19 protein-coding genes and 2 pseudogenes are annotated in these 23855 nt (G+C 73.5%); 8 read left to right on the plus strand and 13 right to left on the minus strand.

Annotated elements, in window-relative coordinates; all coding sequences use genetic code 11:
• Positions 1-118: 118 nt before the first annotated feature.
• From T328_RS08000 to T328_RS08010, 3 genes are all read left to right on the plus strand, one after another.
• The gene (locus T328_RS08000; RefSeq protein ID WP_496495189.1) at positions 119-1984 is read left to right on the plus strand and encodes a WD40 repeat domain-containing serine/threonine protein kinase; all 1866 of its coding nucleotides are present in this window, start codon (positions 119-121) and stop codon (positions 1982-1984) included.
• 32 nt (positions 1985-2016) lie between these two features.
• Entirely contained in the window at positions 2017-3132 is a 1116-nt protein-coding gene (locus T328_RS08005; protein ID WP_496495190.1) for an isoaspartyl peptidase/L-asparaginase family protein, read from the plus strand.
• A gap of 127 nt (positions 3133-3259) precedes the next feature.
• Positions 3260-4768, plus strand: a complete 1509-nt coding sequence (locus T328_RS08010; RefSeq protein ID WP_496495191.1) for an arylsulfotransferase family protein — start codon at positions 3260-3262, stop codon at positions 4766-4768.
• Positions 4769-4798: 30 nt separating this feature from the next.
• On the opposite strand, the gene T328_RS08015 is transcribed toward T328_RS08010, so the two are convergent.
• The 4 genes and pseudogenes from T328_RS08015 to T328_RS08030 all read right to left on the minus strand — a co-directional run bounded on the left by T328_RS08015 (position 4799) and on the right by T328_RS08030 (position 7993).
• Positions 4799-5380, minus strand: a complete 582-nt coding sequence (locus tag T328_RS08015; protein ID WP_496495384.1) for a hypothetical protein — start codon at positions 5378-5380, stop codon at positions 4799-4801.
• 296 nt (positions 5381-5676) lie between these two features.
• Positions 5677-6521, minus strand: a pseudogene (locus T328_RS08020) (glycoside hydrolase family 16 protein); the annotation flags it as partial.
• 130 nt (positions 6522-6651) lie between these two features.
• A pseudogene (locus T328_RS08025) lies at positions 6652-7015 on the minus strand (ABC transporter permease family protein); the annotation flags it as partial.
• Positions 7016-7147: 132 nt separating this feature from the next.
• Positions 7148-7993, minus strand: coding sequence for an SDR family oxidoreductase (locus T328_RS08030; protein ID WP_496495192.1), 846 nt, complete (start codon positions 7991-7993; stop codon positions 7148-7150).
• A 64-nt stretch (positions 7994-8057) separates the two neighbouring features.
• On the opposite strand from T328_RS08030, the gene T328_RS08035 reads away from it, so the two are divergent.
• The gene (locus T328_RS08035) at positions 8058-8393 is read left to right on the plus strand and encodes a winged helix-turn-helix transcriptional regulator (RefSeq protein ID WP_496495193.1); all 336 of its coding nucleotides are present in this window, start codon (positions 8058-8060) and stop codon (positions 8391-8393) included.
• 280 nt (positions 8394-8673) lie between these two features.
• On the plus strand, positions 8674-9069 hold the full coding sequence (locus T328_RS08040; RefSeq protein ID WP_496495194.1) for a nuclear transport factor 2 family protein: 396 nt from the start codon (positions 8674-8676) through the stop codon (positions 9067-9069).
• A 56-nt stretch (positions 9070-9125) separates the two neighbouring features.
• Here the strand turns inward: T328_RS08040 and T328_RS08045 are convergent, their stop codons facing one another.
• The 8 genes from T328_RS08045 to T328_RS08080 all read right to left on the minus strand — a co-directional run bounded on the left by T328_RS08045 (position 9126) and on the right by T328_RS08080 (position 18062).
• On the minus strand, positions 9126-9635 hold the full coding sequence (locus tag T328_RS08045; RefSeq protein WP_496495195.1) for a MarR family winged helix-turn-helix transcriptional regulator: 510 nt from the start codon (positions 9633-9635) through the stop codon (positions 9126-9128).
• A 62-nt stretch (positions 9636-9697) separates the two neighbouring features.
• Positions 9698-10486, minus strand: a complete 789-nt coding sequence (locus tag T328_RS08050; protein WP_496495196.1) for an FHA domain-containing protein — start codon at positions 10484-10486, stop codon at positions 9698-9700.
• A gap of 134 nt (positions 10487-10620) precedes the next feature.
• Positions 10621-12537, minus strand: a complete 1917-nt coding sequence (locus T328_RS08055; RefSeq protein WP_496495197.1) for a serine/threonine-protein kinase — start codon at positions 12535-12537, stop codon at positions 10621-10623.
• A 117-nt stretch (positions 12538-12654) separates the two neighbouring features.
• Complete coding sequence (locus T328_RS08060; protein ID WP_496495198.1) at positions 12655-13425, minus strand: FHA domain-containing protein; 771 nt, start codon at positions 13423-13425, stop codon at positions 12655-12657.
• An 88-nt stretch (positions 13426-13513) separates the two neighbouring features.
• The gene (locus T328_RS08065; RefSeq protein ID WP_496495199.1) at positions 13514-14713 is read right to left on the minus strand and encodes an ROK family transcriptional regulator; all 1200 of its coding nucleotides are present in this window, start codon (positions 14711-14713) and stop codon (positions 13514-13516) included.
• 14 nt (positions 14714-14727) lie between these two features.
• On the minus strand, positions 14728-15594 hold the full coding sequence (locus tag T328_RS08070) for a carbohydrate ABC transporter permease (protein WP_496495200.1): 867 nt from the start codon (positions 15592-15594) through the stop codon (positions 14728-14730).
• Positions 15594-16610: a carbohydrate ABC transporter permease gene (locus T328_RS08075; protein WP_496495201.1), complete on the minus strand. Its 1017-nt coding sequence runs from the start codon at positions 16608-16610 to the stop codon at positions 15594-15596. The genes T328_RS08070 and T328_RS08075 overlap by 1 nt, the downstream gene beginning before the upstream one ends.
• A 48-nt stretch (positions 16611-16658) precedes the next feature.
• On the minus strand, positions 16659-18062 hold the full coding sequence (locus T328_RS08080) for an ABC transporter substrate-binding protein (RefSeq protein ID WP_496495202.1): 1404 nt from the start codon (positions 18060-18062) through the stop codon (positions 16659-16661).
• Between the two features lie 156 nt (positions 18063-18218).
• Here T328_RS08080 and T328_RS08085 point away from each other — a divergent pair, with 156 nt between their 5' ends.
• From T328_RS08085 to T328_RS08095, 3 genes are all read left to right on the plus strand, one after another.
• The gene (locus T328_RS08085) at positions 18219-19265 is read left to right on the plus strand and encodes a zinc-binding dehydrogenase (protein WP_496495203.1); all 1047 of its coding nucleotides are present in this window, start codon (positions 18219-18221) and stop codon (positions 19263-19265) included.
• Between the two features lie 88 nt (positions 19266-19353).
• Positions 19354-20154: a sugar phosphate isomerase/epimerase family protein gene (locus T328_RS08090; RefSeq protein WP_496495204.1), complete on the plus strand. Its 801-nt coding sequence runs from the start codon at positions 19354-19356 to the stop codon at positions 20152-20154.
• Complete coding sequence (locus T328_RS08095; protein ID WP_496495205.1) at positions 20151-21677, plus strand: MGH1-like glycoside hydrolase domain-containing protein; 1527 nt, start codon at positions 20151-20153, stop codon at positions 21675-21677. Before T328_RS08090 ends, T328_RS08095 begins: the two co-directional genes overlap by 4 nt.
• 250 nt (positions 21678-21927) lie before the next feature.
• On the opposite strand, the gene nhaA is transcribed toward T328_RS08095, so the two are convergent.
• Positions 21928-23835 (minus strand): Na+/H+ antiporter NhaA, encoded by a 1908-nt coding sequence (gene nhaA / locus T328_RS08100; protein WP_496495206.1) that lies wholly within the window; start codon positions 23833-23835, stop codon positions 21928-21930.
• Positions 23836-23855: the final 20 nt, after the last annotated feature.

The raw sequence follows: 23855 nt of genomic DNA on the forward strand, positions 1-23855 counted from the left end.
GCGACATGTCGCCTGTACGACAACGGTGTCCGGCCGGGGCGCCCCCTGTCCGCGCCGCCGCGGGCCGCCCTATGATGCGTCGCTGGCATCGGGCCGGTTCGGGCGAGGGGGCTGCACCATGCCGGACGAGATCCTTGCGGACCGCTACCGGCTCGTCCGGCGGCTCGGCGAGGGCGGCATGGGCGAGGTGTGGGAGGGCCGCGACGAGACGCTGGAGCGGCCCGTCGCGGTCAAGCTGATCTCGACGCTCGCCGGGGGCGGCAGCCGGGGCGACGAGATCCGCGCCCGCTTCCTGCGCGAGGCGCGGCTGACCGCCAGGCTCCAGCACCCCGCCATCGTCACGCTCCACGACCTCGGCTCCGCGCGGGCCGCGGAGGGCGACACGCCGTTCCTGGTGATGGAATTGCTGCGCGGTGAGGGTCTGGACGCGGTACTGCGCCGCGGGCCCGTGGCGCCGGCGGACGCGGCCCCCTGGGGCGCCCAGATCTGCGCGGCGCTCGGCGAAGCGCACGCCGGCGGGGTGCTGCACCGGGACATCAAGCCGGCCAACATCTTCCTCACGTCCTCCGGCGCGCTCAAGGTGCTCGACTTCGGCATCGCCCGCGCCGCCGATCCGTCGGCGGCGGACGACCGGGTGACGCAGACCGGGTTCGTGGTGGGCACGCCGCAGTACATGGCTCCCGAGCAGGCCCGCGAGCGGGCGGAGCCGGCGAGCGACCTGTACGCGCTCGGCTGCGTGCTCTTCGAGATGCTCACCGGCCGGCTGCCCTTCGAGGGGACCGACGCGATGAGCCACCTCTCGGCCCACCTGACGGAGCCGCCCCCGGCGCCCGGCTCCGTGGCCTCGGGGATCCCGCCGGGCTGGGACGACCTGGTGCTCACCCTGCTGCGGAAGGACCCCGCGGAGCGCTACGCCTCGGCCGCCGCCGTGGCCGAGGCGCTGCGCGCGCTGGCGGAGCCGGGCCGCCCCGCCGGCATACCCGGCTACACCCCCACCGCCGTCGACACCGCCGCCCCGGCGGCCGCCGGGGCCGAACCGCGCACGTCCGGCGGCGGACCGCGGGCCGCCGCGGCGCCTCCGGAGCCGTTCACCCCCGACCTGGTCACCGGCTTCATGGTGGAACGGCCCGTGCTCGGCGTGTCCTTCGCCCCGGACGGCGAGCGCCTCGCCCTCGTCCTCGCCAAGGGGATCCTGCTCGTGACGGACCTCACGGGGCGGGAGCGGTTACGGATTCAGCTCTCCCGCCGGACGCTGTACGGCTTGCCTGCCGTCGCGGCGTTCAGCCCGGACGGCAGCCGGCTGGTGACGCTCACCACCGACGACTCCCTGCAGTTCTGGGACGCCGCCACCGGCCGCCTGCTGCGCCGGCTCGGCCAGGCTCACCAGCAGGGTCCGTTGTCGTTCAGCCCCGACGGCAGCCTGCTCGCCCTTGCGGGACAGTACGACAAGGTCCGGCTGCGCGACGCCCGCACCGGCGAGACCGTGGCGGAGCCGGAGAAGCCGCCCACCCTGCACCGGCCCTTCTACGGCGCCGTGCTCAGCCCGGACGGAGCCCGGGTGGCCGTCACGAGCGTCGGCAACGTCGTCCTGATCCCGGTGCGGGGACAGGCACAGGAGCCGCTGACGATCGCCATACCGCCGACGAAGGCCGCCCTCGACGCGGACTTCAGCCCGGACGGGACGATGCTCGTCACCGCCCAGAGCACGGGCCACCCCCTCATCTGGGGTGCGAGGTCGGGCGAGCAGCTACGGCCGCTGCCGACGCTCAAGGGCGCGAGTCACGTGCGCTTCAGTCCGGACGGCGCCATGGTCGCCACCGGCGGGCGGGGCAACGTCGGTCAGGTGTGGGCCGCGGCCACCGGTGTGGAGCTGTTCCACATCTCGTACCGCACCAGGGTGTCCGTCCTGGCGTTCAGCCCGGACGGCGGGACGCTCGTCAGCACCAGCAAGAGGCACGTACAGCTCTGGCGGCTCGCCGGATGACGTACGCACCAGCACCAGCGAAGGAGCGGCACATGTTTCGCAGGACATCGACGCTCGCACGCACCGCACTGCTCGCCGCCGCGGTCGTGATCACCCCCGTCACCGCCCTCGGCGCCGCAGCCGCGCCGCAGCAGGGCACCGCGGCCGAACGCGCCCCGGCCGCGACGTCCGGCACCCGTACCACCCAGGACCCCGGGGAGTCCGGCGACCCCAACACCAGCGAGCAGGCGCGCGACGTCGTCTTCGCCATCCACGGCGGCGCCGGCACGCTCAGGCGCGAGGACATGTCCCCCGAGCTGGAGCGGGAGTACCGTGCCAAGCTCACCGAGGCGGTGCGCACCGGCCAGCAGGGGCTGGCGGACGGGAAGTCCAGCACCGCGGCCGTCGAGGCCGCGATCAACGTGCTGGAGGACTCGCCGCTGTTCAACGCCGGCAAGGGCGCGGTGTTCACCACGGACGCGGAGAACGAGCTGGACGCGTCCATCATGGACGGCGCGACCCTCGACACCGGCGCGGTGACCGGGGTGACCCACGTCAAGAACCCGATCTCACTGGCGCGGGAGATGATGGAGCACTCCCGGCACGTGCTGATGAGCGGCGAGGGCGCCGAGCGCTTCGCCCAGCACCGCGGCATCGACCTGGTTACCCAGGACTACTTCTTCACCGAGCGGCGCTGGGAGTCGCTGATGGCCGCCAAGGGCGGCGAGTCGGACTTCGACTTCGGCGAGACCGGCACGGTCGGCGCCGTCGGCATCGACGACGACGGCGACCTGGCCGCCGGCACGTCGACGGGAGGGCTGACGAACAAGCCCGTCGGCCGCATCGGGGACTCGCCGATCGTCGGCGCCGGCACGTACGCGAAGAACGGCAACATCGCGGCGTCCGCGACGGGTACGGGCGAGCTGTTCATCCGCGAGGCCGTCACGCACACCATCTCCGCGCAGGTCGAGTACCTGGGCCGGTCGGTGTCCAGGGCGGCCGGGGCGGCGATCGACAAGACCGAGACGCTCGGCGGCGACGACACCGGCGGGGTGATCGCGCTGGACTCCCGCAAGAACCTCGCGTTCACCTTCAACACCTCCGGCATGTACCGCGGTTACGCCACCGCCGACGGCGAGATCGTGGTCAAGATCTTCGCCGACGAGTGACGACCCGGCGGCGGGGGGCTTGTCTCCCGCCGCCGGCTGCACCAGCCTGGTGCCCGCCGTACCGGCCGCGCCCGGCCCCCGCGAAGGGCCGGACGGCAGGCCACCCCCCACCGTCAAGGAGATTCTCGTGCGTCAGGGCAAGCACCGGATACCGCAGACCCGTTCCCTTCCCCGTCCGCGGCTGTTACGAGCCGGGGTGCTCGGCGCCGCCACGGCGCTGTGCGTCCCCGTCACCCTCGCCGGCGGCGCCGCCTCCGCACCGGCGGCCCCGGCACCGCCGCCCGACGCCGCCGCTCCGGACGGCGCCGTCCCGCCCCTCGGCGGCACCGCGTCCCGTCCGGACGCCGCCGCGGAGCCGCCCGCGCTCACCACGACCACCACCGGCCGCGAGGACGACGGCGTGCTCCTCACCACCCCGGCGCCGGTCGGCGGCGACCTCGCGGGCGCGGCGATCTACGACAACGCCGGCGAGGTGGTGTGGTGGAAGGAGGGCCCGTACATGAACCTGGAGCCCGTCACCTTCCGCGGCGAGCCGGCGCTGAGCATGTACGACAACACCGACATCGGCGGCGAGTACCTCCTGCTGAACTCCTCTTACCAGGAGATCGCCTCGTACCGGATGAACGGCCACTACACCGACAGCCACGAGTTCGAGATCAGCCCCGATGGCTCCCGCGTGCTGCTGCTCGGCTTCTCCTTCGTCACCCGCGATCTCACCGAGTACGGCGGGAAGGCGGACGCGCAGGTCATCGACGCCGTCATCCAGGAGCAGGACGCGGCCACCGGCGAGGTGCTCTTCGAGTGGAGCGCGCTGGACCACATCCCGCTGACGGAGACCCAGGAGCCGCTCACCGAGGCGATGGTGGATCCGGTCCACGCCAACTCCCTGGCGTACGACGCGGACGGCGACCTGCTCATGAGCGCCCGGCACACCAGCACCGTCTACAAGATCGACCGGGAGACCGGCGACGTGCGGTGGCGCCTCGGCGGCGCGGCGAGCGACTTCGCCTTCGCCGACCCCGCGCAGCGGCCCAGCTACCAGCACGACGCCCAGCGGCTGCCGGACGGGCGGCTGATGCTCTTCGACAACGGCAACAAGAACAGCCCGCAGCGCTCCCGCGGCGCCGTCTACGAGCTGGACGAGCAGGCGATGACAGCCAGGCTCGCCGAGGACGTGCAGACCCCGGAGCCGGTCTTCACGCTCTTCGCGGGGTCGGCGCGGCAGACGGACAACGGCAACGTCCTGCTCGGCTACGGCAGCGCGGGGCGGATGGCGGAGTTCGCCGGCGGGGAGCCGGTGTTCACGGGGACGTTCCCGCAGGGCACGTACAGCTACCGGGCGATACGCACGGACTGGACGGGCACGCCCGCGACCAAGCCGAAGGTGGAGTGGCGTGATCCGGATACGGTCGCGATGAGCTGGAACGGCGCCACGGAGGTCGACGCCTGGCGGATCGAGACCGGCGCGTCGCGCCGGACGCTGACGGAGGCGGACACGGTCGGCAGGCGCGGCTTCGTCACGACGGCGGACGTCGCGGTGCCGGACGGCGCCGAGGTGGTGCGGGTCAGCGCCGTGGACGCGGACGGGGAGGTGCTGGCGAGCCGGACGCTGGACCCGGACGGCACGGGCAGGTGACGACCGGCGGCGGCCAGGGGCCCGCGGCGGTCAGCGGCTCGTACGGCAGGGCGTCGGGGCCGGCGCCTCGAAGGGGATCAGGGTCTCCGCCGCCGCCGGGATCACCGCGAGGACCAGCCGCCCGTCGAGCCACTGCGGGCGCACGTGCCCGCGGGTGACCATCCTGGCCTCCCACGGCGGGCCGTGCGGCGCGCCGAGCAGCACGACCTGCTCGATCGCCGAGGCGGCCAGCAGGTCCCCCACCGTCATGGTCCCGGTCAGCGCGTCGGCCCCGGGGTACAGCACCGCCCGGCCGACGCTGCGCGAGGCGTGCTCGGCGGCGGCGCGGGCCGCCGCCGCGGCGGCCTCGCCGGGGCCGTGGCGGGTGCCGCCCGGCAGCCCCGCGACGGCGTGCCCGCGGGCGGTGAGCCACCGCCAGGCGGCGGCCGCGTCGGTGGCGCCGGCGAGGGCGAGGGAGACGGCGATGCGGGGCCGCTCCCCCGCCACGAGGTGGGTGCAGCCGTACGCGGTCCGCGGCAGCCGCAGTTCGCCGGCGAGCGCGTGCAGCAGGTGGTCGGCCTCGCGCAGCTCGGTCAGGCCGGAGTCGGCGCCGAGGACGTAGCCGCCGCTCATGCGCGGCGGCGGGTCGCGGTACGGGCGGCGGGGTGCGCGGCGCCGGGGACGCCGCCGTGCCGGTGGTGGTGGTCGTGGTGACGGAGTCGCTGGCCCATGACGCCCTTCCCAGTCCTGCCGGGTGCCGAGTCCTGACGCGGCGGCTGCTGCCGAGGGTCCGGCCGCAAGATGAACGCCGCGCAACCCGGCGGTGATCGCCGAAGGGCCGTACGGCGGCGGCTTCGAGGGGAGCCCGCAGGGGTACGCCGCCGCCGCGGGGCGCGGCGGCGGCGTACCGGACAAGGCTCTGGATTCGGTCAGCCGCCCGGGACGGTGTCCTCGTGGCTCACGCCGGCCGCGCGGTACGCCGCGACCTGCTCGTCCACCTGGGCGGCGGTCAGCGTCTGGTCCTTGGCGAAGTAGACGTAGTCGACCTGCTGGTCGTACGCCCGCGGGGAGCTGCCGCCGGCGAGGCCGCCGGAGATGATCCAGTGGTTGAGGTTGATCGACATCGGCGTCTCGGGCAGGTAAGGATCGCCGTGCACGGCGAACGGCTGCCCGTCCACGTAGTAGTCGACGGAGTCGCCGTCGACGGTGATCACGAGGTCGTGCCAGCCGGAGTAGCTCTGCCGCGCCTCTGTGTGGGTGTTGACGGCCTCCCAGGGGTCGGGCCGGTAAGTCTCCCAGGACGTGGCGAAGAGGGTGTTCGACGGCTCGCCCCAGCCGCCGTTGGGCAGGTACTCGAAGTCCAGCTCGCCGTAGTCCGGATCCATCGGCGCGTCGAGCGGGGTGATGGTGAAGAACGTCTGCACCATCTGGTCGCCGTCCGGGCCGGAGACGGGGGCGTCGCTGAAGTGCACCCGGGCGGCGTACGTGCCCTGCTGGAACTTGCGCTGGTGGTACAGCTCCGTCTGCTTCGTGCCGGCGGCCGTGCCGTCGGTCGAGGTGCGCAGGCTGAGCACGGAGTCGGCACCGTCGCCGGGGAAGGTGACCTGCTCGGGCGCCCAGCCGGCGCCGGGCGCGCCGGGGCCGCCGGAACCGGACCGTACGGTCCAGCCGCGCTGGCCGAGACGGGCGTCGGTGTGATCGGTGTAGTCGAAGTCGTCGAAGAGCGCGGGCCCTTCGGCGGTGGACGAGCCGGAGGCGGCGGGCGAGCCGGAGGCGGCGGGGACGATGACCGCCCCGCCCGCCAGCAGTCCGGCGGCGGCGAGGAGCGCGGAGGGGGTGCGCGGCCGCGTGGCCCTGCGCGGTGTTCGTGTCACGGTCGTTCCTCCTTGGTGGGGGGGATTCGTGAGCAGCCCGGGGGCGAGCAGGAACGTCACGCGGCGGAACGGCCCGGCCCGCGTGCAGCCGTCGGCCTGCGCCGCCTCCTCCAACTCGACGGGCACGCCGGCGAGGAGCGAGCCGGTCGAGCATACCGGCGTCCCGGGCGATGACGTAGACGGCGATGTGCATCGCCTCCCAGGGCGCCATCTGGGCGACGAAGAGCATCAGCACGAAGGCGCGCCGGCCGCGCCGGCGCATGCGGGCGACGGCGAACGCGGCGCCGAGCGCGACGAGCGGCGAGAGCGGCACGGCGCTCACGGTCACCAGCAGGCTGTTGCGCCAGAACTGCGCGAAGCCGTCGGCGACGGCCGTGCGCACGTGTTCCAGCGTGCGGGCGACGAACGGCTTCCCCGTCAATTTCAGCGTGTGGAAGCTGGGTGCGGTCTTCGGCGTGGGCGGCCGGCAGCACTTGAGGGCTTGGCAGGCCCTGACGAACTCGGCCGGAGCCGCCGGTGGCGGTGGTCAGAGGCCGATGTCGGCCAGCCACTGGCCTGTGGTCCGGGGGGTGACGCCGAGCAGCTTCTGGGCGGAGGTCTCCGGCGTGATCGGCCGGCCGGGCATGGCGCTCATCGCCTGATAGGCCCCTGCGACGTCAGCGGCGGCGCTCTCCCCGATCAGCGGCGCCAATGAGGTTCGGAGCTCCTCGGTGGTGATCTGGTCGAAGGCCACGTCCCGTCCGAGCCGGGCGCCGAACGCCTCGGCCAGCTCCGGCCCCGTGATGGCCGGGTACTGTCCGACGGAGACCACGCCGGTGACGTCCCCGCGGCCGAGCAGGGCGACGACGGCGTCGGCGATGTCCAGGTGGGAGGCCCAGGAGACGGGGAAGTCGGCCCGGATCGGGTAGGGCAGTACGCCACGCTCGCGGACCGAGCCGATGACGTGCGGCATGAGCAGGTTCTCCAGGTACAGCTCGGGCGCCACGACTGCATGGGACAAGCCGCTGTCAGCCAGGCCGGCGGCCAGGGTGGCGGCGGCACCGCCGATGGCGGGATCGATGGGGAAGCCGCTGGTGGAGAACACGACGCGGCCCGGCCCGGCCCCGCGGAGCGCCGTGAGGATGTTGTGCGCGTAGGTCTGGCGGTCCTCTTCCGAGGCCACCGGCAGGTGGACGAAGACCCCCTCGGCACCTCGGTAGGCGTCGGTCAGGTCGGGGGCGGAGGAGTAGCCGGCGGCCACGACGCGCTGCGCGCCGGGCACGACGGCGTCGGGGTTGCGGGTCAGAGCGGTCACAGACTTGCCCGCGGCGGCGAGAGCGGCGACGACGGGGGCACCCTGGGCGCCGGTGGCGCCATGAATCACGTAGGTCATGCCGCTATTAGTGCATGAGGTGCACCAGCTACATCAACTGCACTAATAGGGTACGGTGAAAATTGTGACTGATCCCTGTCTGCCCGAGTGCGGTGTCGCCCGGTTCCTCACGCTGCTCAACGGGCCGTGGGCCACCCTGATCGTGCGCGAGTTGCTGCAGCGCCCTCACCGGTTCAATCAGCTGCGCGAGGCCCTGCCGGGCATCAGCCCGCATACCCTGACCAGCCGGCTGCGCCAGTTCGAGCGGCACGGCATCGTCACCCGCACGACATACGCGGAGATCCCGCCGCGCGTCGAGTACGCGCTGACCCCTCTCGGCGAGGGGCTGCGCGAGGTCCTGGAGGCCATGGGGACGTGGGCCACGGCGGTGCCGGATCCCGAGTCCGGCGTCACCGCCTGACGTACGAAGGTCGGCCGGCCGAAGGGCCACACCGAACCCCACGGAACAATAATCTATGGAAGTTGCTTCCATGGAATGGAAATGCTTGACTGAGGGCCGGGCCGGCCCTACCCGCCATCCCCGCCGGGCCCCCGTGAGCCCCTTCGCGGTGCGGTAGTCACCACCTGGACTTAGCCTGCCGCAGAGAGCACATTTCCCCCTTTGCCGTCTTCACCGAGGCCGGCCTCGCCGACCGCCTCGACTTCGCCCGCTGACCCCGACCGAACCCGAGGAGAGCACGATGACCACTGCCAACCTCGACCTGGCCCGCGCCTACTTCCAGGCCGTGCAGACCGGAGACATGGCCGGCCTCGGCGGCCTCCTCGACGAGCAGATCGTCTGGCACCAGCCCGGTGCCAACCAGTTCTCCGGCGACCACGTGGGCCAGGGCGCCGTCTTCCAGATGCTCGGCGGCATGATGGAGACCAGCCAGGGCACCTTTGCCATCGACAAGATCTATTCCCTGATGGGCAACCGCGACCTGGTCGCCGCCTACATCCACTTCACCGGCCGCAGGGGCGACACGTCCATGGCCATGGACGGCATGGACCTCCTGCGCGTCCACAACGGCAAGATCACCGAGATGTGGCTCTTCTCCGGCGACCAGAGCGCCGAAGACGCCTTCTGGGGCCGCTGAAACCCGCGTGTGCCCCGAGACCGACCCTGCCTCGGGGCACACGACGGCGCACTGGCTCACGAGGCCGACCGACCGGGCGGCTTCGGCGCCCGCGCCGCCGGCGCCGGCGTCTGACCCGCGGCCTTCCGCTCCGCCTCCAGAGCACGTCCGGCCGCCCGCAGCGTACTGAGGACCGCGGTCACCTCCCGTACGGACTGCTCGGGAATCACCGACCCGATCCGCAGCTCCAACTCGTCCTCGAACACCTTCACCGCCCCCTCCGCGAGCCTCCGCCCCTCGGCCGTCAGTTCGACGATCGACGAACGCCGGTCGTGCGGATTCGCGCGGCGCTCACACAGGCCCGCCGCCTCCAGCCGGTCGACCGCCTTGCTCGTGCCGCCCACCGTGATCGAGAACTCCTCGGCGATGTCCTGGATCCGCCGCCCCGGCCGACGCAACAGCAGGTGCAGCACCTCGAACGACGTGAGCGGCAGGTCGTACTCCGCCCGCAACCGTCCCTCGATGCCGTTCCACAGCTCGATCTCCAGCGAGACCAGCTCCCGATACAGCAGCTTCAGATCAGCCATCACTCATCTTCCGAAGAATTATCTTCCATAGATGAATAATTATAGTGCGGCTCCCGCGGCCGTCAGCCGCCGACGCCGTCCAGCAGCCCCAGGTCCGGCGGCACCAGCGCCGTCGTCGCCACCAGCACCGTCAGCAGGCGGTGGTCCGGGGTGCAGTCCGGGGCCTCCGGCGGCCGCTCGTCGCGTAGCGCCGACAGGTACGCGCCGTCGCTCGCCAGCCGGCGGCGGACGTCCTCCACCCGCCGTCCGACCTCCTGCGCGCCCCACCGCTCCCCCGGTCGCAGAAACGCCAGCACCTCCGCCGCCTGCCGGTACGGCACCGGCCGCGGATCCGGCTCGTGGCGCAGATACCGCTGCCCCAGCACGACCAGCACCAGCCGCTCGTCGTCCGACAGCGACCACGCCGCCGGCAGCGGCCGGCCCGCGGCGTCGGCAGGGCCGCCCGGGCGCGGCGCTTCGGGGCGGACCACGTACAGCTCCACCAGGTGCTCCTGGAAGCCGGAGCCCTTGACGAAGACCGGCGTGTAGCCCGCGGCCAGCGGCGTGCGGCCCGAGCCGGGCTCCAGCAGCCGGCCGTGCGACAGCCGCAGCGCCTGCTGGCCGGTGTTGCGCAGCGCCCAGCCGCCCTCCAGGTACGTCAGCTCGCCGTGCCGGCGGCTGACGCCCTGGTCGTGCCGGCCGACGTACAACTCGACGTCCCCGCCGTCGCCGTCGTCACCCGGCCCGCGCCCGAACCGGACGGTCAGCCCGGGCAGCGGTGCCACCTGGATGCCGTCCGTGGCCGAGCGCGCGTGCAGCGTGCCCGGCTGCGCGGACGCCACGCCACGGGCCAGGCTGTCGCGCCCGCTCATCCCCGGTGTCCTCGGATACGGTCCATCGCAGGTCCCCTCGGCCGCGGCCGGCTGCTGCCGACCGCCTCACCGTGCTCCCTGCCCCCGGGGACCCCTCCCCGCCGCCGGTCACGGGCACCTGCGGACCGGGCGGTTCAGAGCTTCGGCAGCTCGCCGGCGGCGGTCTCCGCGAGTTGCGTGGCCGTCGCGCACAGCTGGTCCTGCGGCTCGTCGTCGCCGTAGAGGGTGAGGTAGAGCAGTTCGACGGCCTTCTGGCCGTTCTCGTCGGGGTACTCGCGGTACTCGACGCGTACGGTGCAGGTGTCCTCGCCGTCGTACTCCGGGGAGACGACGGCATCGCGGCCCGCCAGCCGGGTCACCGTGCCCTCGTCGGCGCTGAGCGGCTGGTCGCGGTCGTAGCGCAGCAGGATCTCTATGTCGCGGGTGGTGCTGTACCAGTCGCAGTCCCAGTTGCCGAAGCCCACGTCGGGGTCGCCGGCGTCGACGCCGGGGACGACCTCCAGGGCCCGCGCGTCGAGCAGCCGGCAGGCGTCCTGCCACAGCAGCGACGTCTCCGGCGCCGGCGGCTTGCGGCGCGGGACGGTGCGGTTCTCGGCGCGCGCCCGGCCCAGCGTCTCGCCGGCGGTCCTGGCGGCGATGTCGGCCATCGCGCACAGGGTGTCCGCGCCGCCGGAGTACCGGGCGTCGCCGCCGTCGACGTAGATCCAGATGCTGACGTCGCGGTCCGCCTCGTCCGGCAGGACGAGGGCACGCGCGCACTCGTCGCCCTCCGGCGGCTCCTCGATGACGCCGATGCCACCGAACGTACGCACCGGCGCCGGCGACTCGGGCGCGGGACCCGAGTCGAACTCGACCTGGACATCGATGTGTTCGCCGTCGTCGCCCTGCGGGTAGACCAGCACGTCGCAGCGGTCGAAGTTGCCGTAGTCGCGGTCCCGTTCCACGCTCTCGCCGAACCGGGCGAAATCTCCGGGGTCGGTCAGCGAGCACGGGTCCATGGTGCGCCGGTCGCCGATGACGGAGCCGTCGCGCGGCCTGCCGTCGCCCGGGGCGTCCCCGGGCGGGCCGCCGGGGCCGTCGTCGCCGGGGGCGAGCCACAGGAACCAGGCGGCCGTCAGCGCCGCCGCCGTGACGAGCGCCGTGCCGGCGGCGGCCGTTGCCCGCGGGTAGCGGCGCGGCGCGGCGAGCGCGGCGGGCTGGGTCAGCCGCCGCAGCCGGCCGCGCTGTCCGGCGGCCTCCTCCAGCAGGCGCCGGGCGGCGGCGGCGTCGGGGCGCTGGTCGGGACGGGGGCGGAGCATCGCGTCGAGCGCCCCGGCGAGCGGTCCGGTGTCGCGCTCGCGGCGCAGCACGCCGTGGCTGACCTTCCACTCGCGCAGGGTGGCGTCGTCCTCCTGGCCGTCGTCCTCCTGGCCGTCGTCCTCCTGGCCGTCGCCGTCCCCCTCGTCGTGGGGCACGCCGGTGACGGCCTTGTAGAGCGTCGCCGCGAGGGAGTACACGTCCGAGCGGGGCACGGGCGAGCCGTTGACGACCTCGGGGGCGGCGTAGTCGGGGGTGTAACTCAGCGGGCGGTCCGGCGAGATGGTCTCGCTGCTGCCGGTGCGCTGGGCGGAGTCGAAGTCGGTGAGCTTGGGGGTGCCGTCGTCGGTGATGACGACGTTGGCGGGCTTGACGTCGCAGTGCACCACGCCGTTGGCGTGCAGTGCCTCCAGCGCCCGGGCGATCTGCGCCCCGATCCGGGCCGCCCTCTCGGGCGCCATCGGGGGCTGCCGCTCCAGGCTGCCGCCGGTGACGTGCTCCATGACCAGCCAGCAGCCGGAGTCCGGGCCGGAGTCGACGAACTCCACGCCGTAGAGCGTGACCACGTGCGGGTGGGTGGCCTTGGCCTGGGCCCGCGCGACGCCGAGGAGCCGGGGGCGGTCGCCGCTGCCGCCGCCGCGTTTGAGCACGACTCTGCGGCCCAGTTGGCGGTCCTCGGCGAGCCACACCTCGCCGCGGCCTTCTTCATCGATCAGCTCTTCGAGCCGGTAGAGGTCGCCGACCAGCTGACCCACGCGCACCGCGACTCCTTTCGCCGTCTGCAGGGCGAAACTTATCGGGTGCGAGTACCGAGGGCACGGCGTCTTCACGACTTCCCCGCCGCAGCCGCGCTTAAGGGCCGAAAACGGCGCTCAGCTCGAAAAATCGTCGTCCAGGAGTTCGAGATCCGGCGGCACCAGCGTGGTGGATTCCACCAGTCCGCGCAGCAAGTTGTGCTTCAGGTCGTTATCGGACGGTCCGCTGCCGTCGTCGCCGCGGATCACCTGGTACGGGAAGCCGCCGCGCGTCAGCCGCCGGCGGACGTCCTCGATCCTGTGCTCGATGATGCGCTTGGTCCACGCGTCGCCACCGGGCAGGTACGCCAGCCGCTCGGCCGCCTGCCGGTACGACAGCGGGCGCGGCTCCGACTCGTACTGCAGGTACTGCTGCCCGAGGACGACGAGCAGCAGCCGCTCCTCATCGCTGAGCCGCCAGCGCTTCGGCGGCAGCGTCTCGGCGCGGTGCCGCGGCACCCGGCCGGCCTCGTCGGCGTCGGCGACGTACAGCTCGACGAGATGTTCGCGGTGCCCGGAGCCCTTGACGAACAGCGGGGTGTAGCCGGGGGCGAGCGGGATCGGCTCGGTGGTCAGGTGCATCAGCCGGCCGCGGGGCAGCCGGACGAGCTGCTGCCCGGTGTTGCGCAGCCACCAGGTGCTGCGCTGGTACGACAGCTCGCCGTGCCGGCGGCTGACGCGCAGGTCGTCCTCGCCGACGCACAGGTCGACCTCGTCCTTGTCCCGTCCGAAGCTCACGACGCGCGCGGCGCCGGGCGGCACCCGGATGCCGCCGGCGACGCTGCGGGCGTGCAGGGTGCCGGGCGGCGACGGCGCGGTGCCGCGCGCCAGGCTCTCTCGCAGGGACATCGCCGGCCTCCGGGTTCGCGGACGGTACGTACCCCGACAGTGTCCCGCGTCGTCCGGGGACCGGTCCCCAACCCGTCCCCGGCTTTCGTTATCGGGTCCCGCTCGCCGTCCGGGCCGCCAGCCGCTCGTCCGCGCGGCCGGGCGCGTACAGGTGCTCCACCACCAGCGCCCCGGCGCCCGCGAGCCCCGCGCCCTCGCCGAGGCGGGAGGTGACGACCTGCAGGTGCGCGGTGGTGCGCGGCATCGCGCGTTGGTACAGCAACTCCCGTACGCCGGTGAGGAACGGCGTGCCGGCGAGGTCTCCGACGATCATGAGCACGCCCGGGTTCAGCAGCGTGACGACCGTGGCCAGCACCTCGCCCACCCGCATCCCCGCCTCGCGCGCAAGCCGCACCGCGTCCGGCTGCCCCGCGGCCAGCAGGTCGCGCACGTCGGAGCCGGAGGTGGCGGGCACACCCAGCTCGGTGAGGCGGCCGGCCAGCGCGCGCCCGCTGGCGACGGCGGCGAGGCAGCCGTACGAGCCGCAGGCGCAGAGGGCGTCCATCCCGTCGGGCAGGCGTACGTGCCCGATGTCGCCCGCGCCGCCGTCGATACCGCGGTAGATGCGCCCGTCGACGACGACGCCGGCGCCGATGCCGGTGGAGACCTTGACGAGCACGAAGGCGGCGCAGTCGGCGAAGCCGGCGCGCTGCTCCGCGTACGCCAGGAGGTTGGCATCGTTGTCCACGAGCACCGGCACGTCCGCGGGGCCGTCCGCGTGGGCGGCGAAGGACCGGCGCATGTGGTCCTGGATCGGGTAGCCGTCCCAGCCGGGCATGATCGGCGGCTGCACGACGACCCCGGTGCCGAAGTCCACCGGCCCCGGCACCGAGATGCCGATGCCGCAGACCTCGGCGGCGCCCCGTCCGACCTCCGCCAGCAGCGGGCCGAACCAGCGGCCCAGCTTGTCGAGGACCGTCTCGGGCCCGTCGCCGACGCGCAGCGCGCCGGTGTGCTCGGCGAGCGGCCGGCCGGCGAGGTCGAGCACGGCGGCACGGCCGTGCCGGGTCTGCAGGTCGGCGGCGAGCACGACGGCGTGTGCGGTGTCGAACTCCAGCCGCACGGAGGGCCGGCCGCCGGTGGAGACGCCGGCGGCGCCGCGCAGCCAGCCGGCGGCCGTCAGCGCGTCGAGCCGGCCCGCGACGGTGGAGCGGGACAGGCCGGTGGCGTCCTGCAGTTCGGCGCGGGTGGTGGCCTCGCCGGTGCGGATGAGCTGGAGCAGCTGCCCCGCGCTGGCCTGGTTGCGCATGTGTGTCTCTCCGGTCAGCTCTTGTCGGCGCCGCTGGTCAGGCCCTCGGTGAGCAGTCGTTCGGCGGCGAAGAACAGCAGTACCACGGGGATGGTGAGGACCACGGACCCGGCCATGAGTACGGTCTTGGAGACCTCGATGCCGTTGGACAGCTGTGCCAGGCCCAGCGAGACGGTCCAGCTCTCCGGGTCCGCGGCGAGGAAGAGCAGGGCGAAGAGGAACTCGTTCCAGGCGATCATGAAGACGTACAGCCCGGTGGCCATCAGCGAGGGCGCGGCCAGCGGCAGCACCACCTTGCGCAGCGTCTGCACCCTGCTGCAGCCGTCGAGCGCCGCCGCCTCCTCGATCGAGTACGGGATGGTGACGAGGTAGTTCTTCAGCATGTAGATGGAGACCGGCACGGTCTGCGCCACGTACACGATCGCCAGGCCCACGAGGCTGCCGGACAGACCTATTCGCGCGAACATCACGAACAGCGGGACCGCCAGCAGCGTCGCCGGGAACAGGTAGACGGCCAGGAACACCGCGCTGACCTGACGGCTGCCGAAGAACCGCAGCCTGCTGACGGCGTACGAACCGGGCACGGCCGCGGCGAGGGTGAGGGCGACGGTGCCCAGCGAGACCAGCGCCGAGTTGAGCATGAGCTTCAGGAAGCCCTGGCCGCCGTCCTCGGTGGGCTTGAGCACGTCCCGGTACGTCGCGGTGGTGAGGTCCTTCGCCGACACCCACATCGACCCGGGGTCCACCAGCAGCGCGTCGATGGGCTTCAGCGACAGCATGACCATGTAGTAGAAGGGGACCAGGGTGATCAGCGCCAGGAACGCGATCACCACCCAGCGGAGCGTGCCGAAGAGATACTCCTCGAACTGCGCGCGCGTCATCACGCCTCCTCCTGGACCCGCTTGGCGAAGAACTTGAAGTAGACGCCCAGCAGCACCGTCAGCACGACGGCGAGGACGAGCGCCTGGGCCGCGGCGGCGCCCACGTCGAAGCGCGAGGTGAGGAAGTCGTAGACGCGCACGGCGGCGACGTCGGTACCGGCGCCGCCGCCGGTGAGCAGGTAGACGTCGTCGAACTTGTTGAACGTCATGATGAAGCGCAGCACGCACAGCAGCGCGATCACGGGCATCAGCTGCGGCAGCAGGACGTGCCGGAAGCGCTGCGAGATCGTGGCTCCGTCCACGGTCGCGGCCTCCTCCAGGGTGTCCGGCACGGCCTGCAGCCGGGCGAGCAGGAAGAGGAAGGCGAAGGGGAAGTAGCGCCAGATCTCGAAGGCGATGACGGTGAGCAGGGCGAGCGGGATGTCGAAGTGCCAGCCCAGCAGGCTGACTTCGTACTGCCGGGTGGACAGGAACGCTACGGGATCGTCCCAGCCGAAGACGTCCCGGCCCCACTCGTTGACGACACCGTACTGCGGGCTCAGCGCCACCTCCCAGACGAACGCGACGGCGACGACCGGGGCGACGTACGGCAGGAGCATCGAGCCGCGCAGCAGGCCGCGACCGCGGAACGGGCGGCGCAGCGCGAGGGCGGCGACGAGGCCCAGCAGCACGGAGCCGGCGGTGGCGCCGACGGTGTAGACGAGGGTGGTGCCGAGGCTGGACCAGAAGCCGGCCGAGGCGAAGACGTCGGTGAAGTTCTCCAGCGACCAGTTGCCGAACAGGCCCATGCCCTGGATGTCGACGAGCTTGGCGTCCTGGAAGGCCAGCAGGACCGTCCAGAGGATCGGGACGATCACGACGACCAGCACCACCAGGAAGGTGGGGCTGACGAAGGCCAGGCCGGCGCGGTTCTCGCGGCGGCTCGCGGTCAGGGGGCGGCGGGCGCGGGGCCGGCCGCCCGCGGGCGGGCGCGGGCCGGTGGAGTTCGCCGTGCCGCGGCTGCGGATCGTGGTCATGTGCGGTTACCTCGGTGAAGGTTCCTTGCGGGCAGAGGGGCCGGCCGGTTACTCAAGGGAGGTCTTCAGCGCGTCGACTTCCTCGTACGCCTCGCGCGCCGCCTCCTCGGGGCTCGTCTGTCCGGAGGTCATGGCGCCGACCGCCTTCGCGACGGGGAGTTCGCCGTTGGTGGCGCCGACGAGCGCCCCCTCGCCCTGGTCGATGCCCCAGCGCTTCATGTCGCCGACGCCGGCGACGAGCTGGTCGAGCAGCTCCGGGGGGAAGACGTCCGCCATGGACTTCCGGGTGTCGACGCCCATGTCGCTGGCGCGCCAGGCGGCCAGGTAGCGCTCGGGCTCCTCGGGCGTGCCGGTACGGACCGGGATCTTGCCCTCGGGCGCCATGCCGAACCAGTCCTCGTAGCCGGAGCTCATCATGTACTCAATGAACCGGGTGGACGCCTCGGTCTCGGCGGTCTTCGTGGCGAGCCACGAGGTGATCTCGCCGAACTGGGCGGGCTCGGTGCCGCCGGGGCCCTGCAGCGCGGTGACGATGCCGCTGTGGGACGACAGGAACCCGGGGTCGTCCTTGCACTCGGGGCAGCTCGGCAGGGCGTCGTTGCGCAGCCCGGCCAGCTCGTCCAGCAGGAACGAGGACCAGATGATCATGCTGGACCGGCCGGCGAAGTAGGTGGCCCGGGTGGTGTCGACGGTCTGCAGCCCGGGCGGCCCGTAGTCGCGGGCGAGGGAGCCGTACGCCTCGAAGGCGGTGCGGCACTCCCCGGAGTCCAGGGCGATGTCGCCGGCGCCGTCCACCAGGTCGCAGCCGTTGGCCAGGGCGAGGTCCTCGAAGCTCTGCTGGGTGAAGACGTCGGCGGGGTCGGTGGCGACGGAGATCCCGTCGCGGCCCTCGACGTCCAGCCGCTCGGCGGCCTTCAGCAGGCTCGCGTAGTCGTCGGGGACGGGCAGCCCGGCCTCACGGAACAGGTCCTCGCGGTACGCGACGATCTGCACCCAGGCGTCGGAGGGCACCCCGAGCCGGGTGCCGCCGTCGGCGGTCAGGCGGAGCCCGTTGGCGTCGAAGGTGTCCTCGCCGAGCCGGTCGACGACCTCGGCGGGGACGCGGGTGTTCAGCAGCTCGTTGCTGTACATCTGCCACGCCTGGCCGAGCGGTACGGCGCCGATCACGTCCGGCAGGTCGCCGGCCGCGGCGGCCGACATGATGAGCTGCGGAAGCTGGTTCTCGTCCACCCCGACCAGCTCGACCTCGACGCCGGTCTCGTCCTCGAAGCGGTCGATGACCTTCTCGGTGTGGGCGATGCGGTCGGGGAGGCTCTCCTCCGACCACACGGTGATCTTCCGGTCGGGCCTGCCCGGACCGGAGGCGTCGGTGGCGCAGCCGGCGAGCACACCCATGGCGAGGGTGCCCGCGAGCAGGGCCGAGGTCCTCGACCGCCGGGTCCACGTGCGCATGTTCCGGTTCCTTTGACTGTTCCCTGGATCGACTTAAGCGTTGGCGGACTGCATCACACCACTACTTTTTCTTGTTGACAAGACATAAGTTCGAGATATCTTCGACGCAAGTCCTTAACAGCCGCGCCCCCGATCAGCCCAACCGGAGCACCCACCGTGGAACGCGTCGTCCAGTTCACCGCCCCCCGCCAGGTCGAGGTCGCCGAGCACGAGCGCGCCCCGCTGCCCCCCGGCCACCTGCGGGTCCGCACCCGGTACTCCGGCATCTCCGCCGGCACCGAACTCACCGCCTACCGCGGCACGAACCCGTATCTGACCCGCTCCTGGGACCCCGGGGCCCGGCTGTTCCGCGAGGACGCGGCCGGGCTGTCGTATCCCGTCGCCGGCTGGGGCTACTCCGAGGTCGGCGAGGTCACCGAGGTCTCCCCCGAGCTGGCCGGCGCTCCCGCTCTGCCCGCGGTCGGCGACCTGGTCTGGGGCATCTGGGGGCACCGCAGCGAGGGCGTCGTCCCCGCCGAGCGGCTGGCCGGGCACACGCTGCCCGCCGGCCTCGACCCGCTCGCGGCGGCGTTCGCCCGGGTCGGGGCGATTGCGTACAACGCGGTCCTCGCCGCCGGGATCCACGTCGGCGAGGACGTCGCCGTCTTCGGCCAGGGCGTCATCGGGCTGCTCGCCACCCGGCTGGCCGCGCTCAGCGGCGCCACGGTCACCGCCGTGGACGCCCTCGACGCCCGGCTGGAACGGGCCCGGGAGCACGGTGCGGCCCGTACGCTCAACGCCCGCGCCGACGCGGTCGCCGAGGGGATCCGGGCGGCGACCGACGGCCGCGGCGCCGACGCCGCGATCGAGATCAGCGGCGCGTACCCGGCCCTGCACGAGGCGCTGCGCTCCGTCGTCGCCGACGGCCGGGTCGTGGCCGCCGGCTTCTACCAGGGCGACGCCGTCGGGCTGCGGCTCGGCGACGAGTTCCACCACAACCGCGTGCAGCTCGTCTCCTCCCAGATCGGCGGCGTCCCGCCACAGCTGGCCGGGCGGTGGGACCAGCAGCGGCTGCAGCAGACGTTCCTGCGGCTCGTCGCCGAGGGGCGGGTCGAAGTGCTCCCGCTGGTCAGCCATGTGGTGCCGGCGGCCGAGGCGGCGGGCGCGTACGCCCTGCTCGACGAGCACCCCGAAGCCGCCCTGCAGATCGTCCTGGAGTTCTGAGGACGCCGTGCCCGAGCCCGGATTCCGCCACCCGCGTCCGCGCACAACCCCGCGCACAACCCCGCGCAGAAAGGCCACCCGCCCCGCCATGTTCTCCCTCGCGGCCCAGGAACAGCTGCTGCCCGGCGACACCCTCCAGCAGAAGTGGAAGTTTGCGCAGGCCGCCGGCTACGCCGGCATCGAGCTGCGCGCCCAGGGCGACCTGCGCTTCGCCGCCCGGCTGCCCGAGCTGAAGCGGGCCCTCGCCGACGGCGTCGTCATGCCCACCGTCTGCGTGGAGATGCCGCACTTCTTCGGCGCCTTCGACGCGGACCAGCGCCGCGACGCGGTGGCGCAGCTGAAGTCCCAGCTGTCGGTCATCGCCGAGATCGGCGGCAGCGGCGCGCAGACCCCCGCGTCGTACGGGATGTTCTCGCGCCGGCTGCCGCCCTTCACCCCGCCGCGCGACGAGGCCGGGGACCGCGCCGTGCTGCTCGACGGGCTGGCGGAGCTGGGCGAGCACGCGCGCCGCGAGGGCGTCACGCTCTTCCTGGAGCCGCTGAACCGCTACGAGGACCACATGGTCAACCGGCTGGAGCAGGCCACCGAACTGATCCGCGCCACCGGCCTGGACAGCGTGCGGATCGGCATCGACAGCTACCACATGAACATCGAGGAGGCCGACCCGGCCGCCGCCATCCTCGACAACGCGCCCTGGATCGGCCACGCACAGGTCTCCGACTCCAACCGCTTCCAGCCCGGCGCCGGCCACCTCGACTGGCCCGCCTGGCTCGGCGCGCTCCACGCCGCCGGCTACACCGGCTGGCTCGCCGCCGAGTGCCGGCTGACCGGCGACCCGGCGGCGGCGGTCGCCACCGTGCCCGGCTTCCTGCGCAGGGCCGGCGCATGACGGCGGTGCCCGCCGAGCGGCGGGGCGCGACGGCGCTGACCGCGTCGCCGGGCGACCGGGCGACCGCCGGCCGCCCTGAGCGGGTACGGCCGGACGACCCGTGGCGTGCCGCCGCGGCGGTGCTGCTCGGCAACTGGACCGGCACCTCCACCGTGCCGTCGCGCACCCTGTACCCGCACCAGTGGAGCTGGGACTCGGCGTTCGTCGCCATCGGGCTGCGGCACCTGTCGCCGCGGCGCGCGCAGCGCGAGCTGGAGATGCTGCTCGGCGCCCAGTGGGGCGACGGCCGTATCCCGCACATCGTCTTCAACCCGGCCGTGCCGCACGCCGCGTACTTCCCGGGGCCGGACTTCTGGCGCTCGGCGGCGGGCGGCACGAGGGGCGACCCGGGCCGCGGAACGGGCCGCGGAACGGGCCGCGGAACGGGCCGCGGAACGGGCCGCGGTACGGGCGCGGGCGCGCGAGCCGGCGCCCCGGCGCACCTCCAGACCTCCGGCATCGTGCAGCCGCCGGTGCACGCGCTCGCCGCGCTGCTGGTGCACCGGGCGGACCCGGCGGCCTCCGCGCGCCGCGGGTTCCTGCGCCGGGTCCACCCGCGGCTCCTGGCCTGGCACCGCTACCTCACCGCGGACCGCGACCTCGGCGGCGCCGGGCTGGCCGCGATCGTCCACCCCTGGGAGTCCGGGATGGACAACAGCCCCTCCTGGGACGGCCCGCTGGCCCGCATCGAGCCGGCGGCGGCGGCGTTCCACCGGGCCGACCTCGACCACGGTGACCCGGCGGACCGGCCGACCGATCTCGACTACGGGCGCTACGTGCGACTCGCCGCCGACTACCGCGACGCGGGCTACGCGGACGCGGGGGTGCGGCACGGCTTCGCCGTCGAGGACCCGTGCGTGAACGCGCTGCTGATCGCCTCGGAGGAGGCGATGGCGGAGATCGCGGCGGAGCTGGGAGCAGATCCGGGAGTGCACCGCGAGCGGGCCGCACGGCTGACGGAGGCGCTGGTGGCCCGGCTCTGGGACGCCGGGGCGGGCATCTTCCGCAGCCGCGACCTGCGCACGGACCGGCCGATCGACGAGTACGGCGTGGCCGGGCTGACCCCGCTGCTGGCCTCCGGCCTCCCGCCGGCGGTGGTGCGGGCGCTGCGGGACACCCTGGCGGGCGAGCACTTCCGCCTCGGGGAGCTGCCGCTGGTCGCGTCGTACGACCTGAAGGGGCGGGCGTTCGACCGCACCCGGTACTGGCGCGGTCCGGCGTGGTTCAACACCGCCTGGCTGCTGGAGCGCGGCCTGCGGCGGCACGGGGCGTACGGGACGGCGGACGCGCTGCGGCGGGCGGTGCCGGCGGGGGCGGCGGCGTCGGGCTTCGCGGAGTACGTGGACCCGCTGACCGGGGCGGGCCGGGGGGCGCGGGACTTCAGCTGGACGGCGGCGCTGGCGCTGGACCTGGCGGCGGGCGCCGGGGGGTGGCCGGAGGCCGGGGCAGCAGCCGGGGCCGGGACCGGGGCCGGGGTGCGATGAGCGGCGACGACTTACTCTCGGGGTGGGCGGTGCGCACGACGGGGGCCGGTCACGTGTCGTACCACCCGCTGTCGTACCGTCGCGGGAGCCGCTGGCCGGTTACGCACGCAGCGACCACCCGGCACCCGTACCGTGTCCACACGCCTGCTCCCCGCAGGCGTGGGCAGCTGCCACGCCGCTGGCGCTGCTCACCGCAGTCTCCGGGGGCGGCGGAACCTGACGCCCGCCGCCCCCGGTCCCCCGCCCGCGCTCACGCCTCCTGCTCGTCCAGGGTCACCCGGTCGCGCGCCGCCCGCACCGCCGCCGACAGACTGCCGGTGTCGTACGCGCCGTGGTGCCGGCGCCCGTTGACGAAGAACGTCGGCGTGCCCGCGACCCCGCTGAGGTCCGCGGACTCCATGTCCTCGGTGACCCGCGCGACGCCCTCGTGGGCGTACAGCGACCGGCGGAACCGCTCGACGTCGAGCCCCAGCTCCTCCGCGTGCCGCAGCAGGTCGCGCGGTGTCAGTCGGTCCTGGCTGGTCAGCAGCCGGTCGTGCATGGGCCAGAACGCGTCCTGCTCGGCCGCCGCCTCGCCGGCCTCGGCGGCGAGCTGGGCCCGCGGGTGCACGTCGGTGAGCGGCAGGTGGCGCCAGACGTAGCGGACGTCGCCGAAGTCGGCGAGGAGGTTGCGCACGACGGGCTCGGCCTTGCCACAGTACGGGCACTCGAAGTCGCCGTACTCGACGACCGTGACGGGCGCATCCAGCGGGCCGCGGATGTGGTCGCGGTCGGGGTCCACCGGGACGGCCAGGTCGACGATGACGGGTGCGGTGCCGAGGAGCGCCCGGGTGCGCCGCGGCTGCGGCAGCCGGGCCGTGGCGAAGGCGACGATCGCGGTGACGGCTCCGGAGCAGACGACGGCGGCGAGGATACCGATCTTCGCCTGCGCGAGCTGCTCGCCGCCTTCGAACGCCTTCGTGGCGATCAGCAGCGCGACGGTGAACCCGACGCCGGCGATGGTGCCGCCGCCGGCGACGGCGGCCCAGCCGACCGGCGGGCGCATCCGGCCGCGGCTCAGCCGCGCCGTCAGCGCGGTGGCGCCGACGATGCCGATCGGCTTGCCGACCACGTACGCCACGAGGATGCCCAGCGTCACGGGTGAGGTGAACGCCCGGGACAGCAGGCCGCCGTCGAGCTGGATGCCGGTGTTGGCCAGGGCGAACAGCGGCACGATCAGATAGCTGCTCCAGGGGTGGTACATCCGCTGCAGCCGCTCGTTCGGGGAGATCGCCGAGGCGATGCCCAGCCGCGCCTCCCGCTCCAGCTGCGGGGTGGGCTGCTCGCGGAACGAGCGGAAGAGCCCGCTGGCCCGCTCCAGCTCGCTGCGGGGCGCGGGGTAGGCGTACGTGGCGAGCCCGATGACCAGCCCGACGACGACCGGGTCGATGCCGGACTTGACGAAGGCGACCCACATGGCGACGCCGAGCAGCGCGTAGACGGGGCCGCGGCGGCTGCCGGCGTTGCGCAGGACCACGATGGCCGCGAAGAACGCGACGCCGACCAGCAGCGCCGTCCAGTTCACGGAGTCGCTGTAGACGAGGGCGATGACGGCCAGGGCGACGAAGTCGTCGACAACGGTGATGGTGAGGACGAAGGTGTGCAAGCGCCGGGGGAACCGCTTGCCCAGCAGCGCCAGCATGCCGAGCGCGAAGGCGGTGTCGGTGGACATGGCGACGCCCCAGCCGGAGGCGGAGGAGTCGCCGGCGTTGATGCCCAGGTAGATGAGCACCGGTACGAGCATGCCGGCGACGCCGGCGACGAACGGCAGCGTCATCCGGTGCCGCTCGCGCAGCTCCCCCATGTCGAACTCGCGCCGCGCCTCCAGCCCGACGACCAGGAAGAACAGCGTCATCAGCCCGGTGTTGACCCACTCCCGCAGGTCCATGGCGAGGCCGTGGTCGCCCAGCTCGACGGACAGGTGGGTGTGCCAGAGGTCCGTGTAGCTGCCGGGGGCGGCGTTGGCCCAGACGAGTGCGGCGACCGCGGCGGTGACGAGGAAGGCGGCGCTGCCGGTCTCGGTGCGGATGAACGTCCACCGGGCCGAGGTGGTCGGACGGTCGCACATCGTCCGGTCGGCGGGCGGTTCGGCGGGCGGTTCGGCGGGCGGCTGGGGCATGCTCGGTCTCCGTCGTCTCG

Source organism: Streptomyces sp. CNX435 (assembly GCF_059570575.1).

Coding starts and splice junctions, on each gene's coding strand:
- T328_RS08000 (WP_496495189.1), top strand. CDS start 119: ATGCCGGACGAGATCCTTGCGGACCGCTACCGGCTCGTCCGGCGGCTC.
- T328_RS08005 (WP_496495190.1), top strand. CDS start 2,017: ATGTTTCGCAGGACATCGACGCTCGCACGCACCGCACTGCTCGCCGCC.
- T328_RS08015 (WP_496495384.1), bottom strand. CDS start 5,380: ATGAGCGGCGGCTACGTCCTCGGCGCCGACTCCGGCCTGACCGAGCTG.
- T328_RS08030 (WP_496495192.1), bottom strand. CDS start 7,993: ATGACCTACGTGATTCATGGCGCCACCGGCGCCCAGGGTGCCCCCGTC.
- T328_RS08040 (WP_496495194.1), top strand. CDS start 8,674: ATGACCACTGCCAACCTCGACCTGGCCCGCGCCTACTTCCAGGCCGTG.
- T328_RS08045 (WP_496495195.1), bottom strand. CDS start 9,635: ATGGCTGATCTGAAGCTGCTGTATCGGGAGCTGGTCTCGCTGGAGATC.
- T328_RS08050 (WP_496495196.1), bottom strand. CDS start 10,486: ATGAGCGGGCGCGACAGCCTGGCCCGTGGCGTGGCGTCCGCGCAGCCG.
- T328_RS08060 (WP_496495198.1), bottom strand. CDS start 13,425: ATGTCCCTGCGAGAGAGCCTGGCGCGCGGCACCGCGCCGTCGCCGCCC.
- T328_RS08065 (WP_496495199.1), bottom strand. CDS start 14,713: ATGCGCAACCAGGCCAGCGCGGGGCAGCTGCTCCAGCTCATCCGCACC.
- T328_RS08070 (WP_496495200.1), bottom strand. CDS start 15,594: ATGACGCGCGCGCAGTTCGAGGAGTATCTCTTCGGCACGCTCCGCTGG.
- T328_RS08075 (WP_496495201.1), bottom strand. CDS start 16,610: ATGACCACGATCCGCAGCCGCGGCACGGCGAACTCCACCGGCCCGCGC.
- T328_RS08080 (WP_496495202.1), bottom strand. CDS start 18,062: ATGCGCACGTGGACCCGGCGGTCGAGGACCTCGGCCCTGCTCGCGGGC.
- T328_RS08090 (WP_496495204.1), top strand. CDS start 19,354: ATGTTCTCCCTCGCGGCCCAGGAACAGCTGCTGCCCGGCGACACCCTC.
- T328_RS08095 (WP_496495205.1), top strand. CDS start 20,151: ATGACGGCGGTGCCCGCCGAGCGGCGGGGCGCGACGGCGCTGACCGCG.
- nhaA (WP_496495206.1), bottom strand. CDS start 23,835: ATGCCCCAGCCGCCCGCCGAACCGCCCGCCGAACCGCCCGCCGACCGG.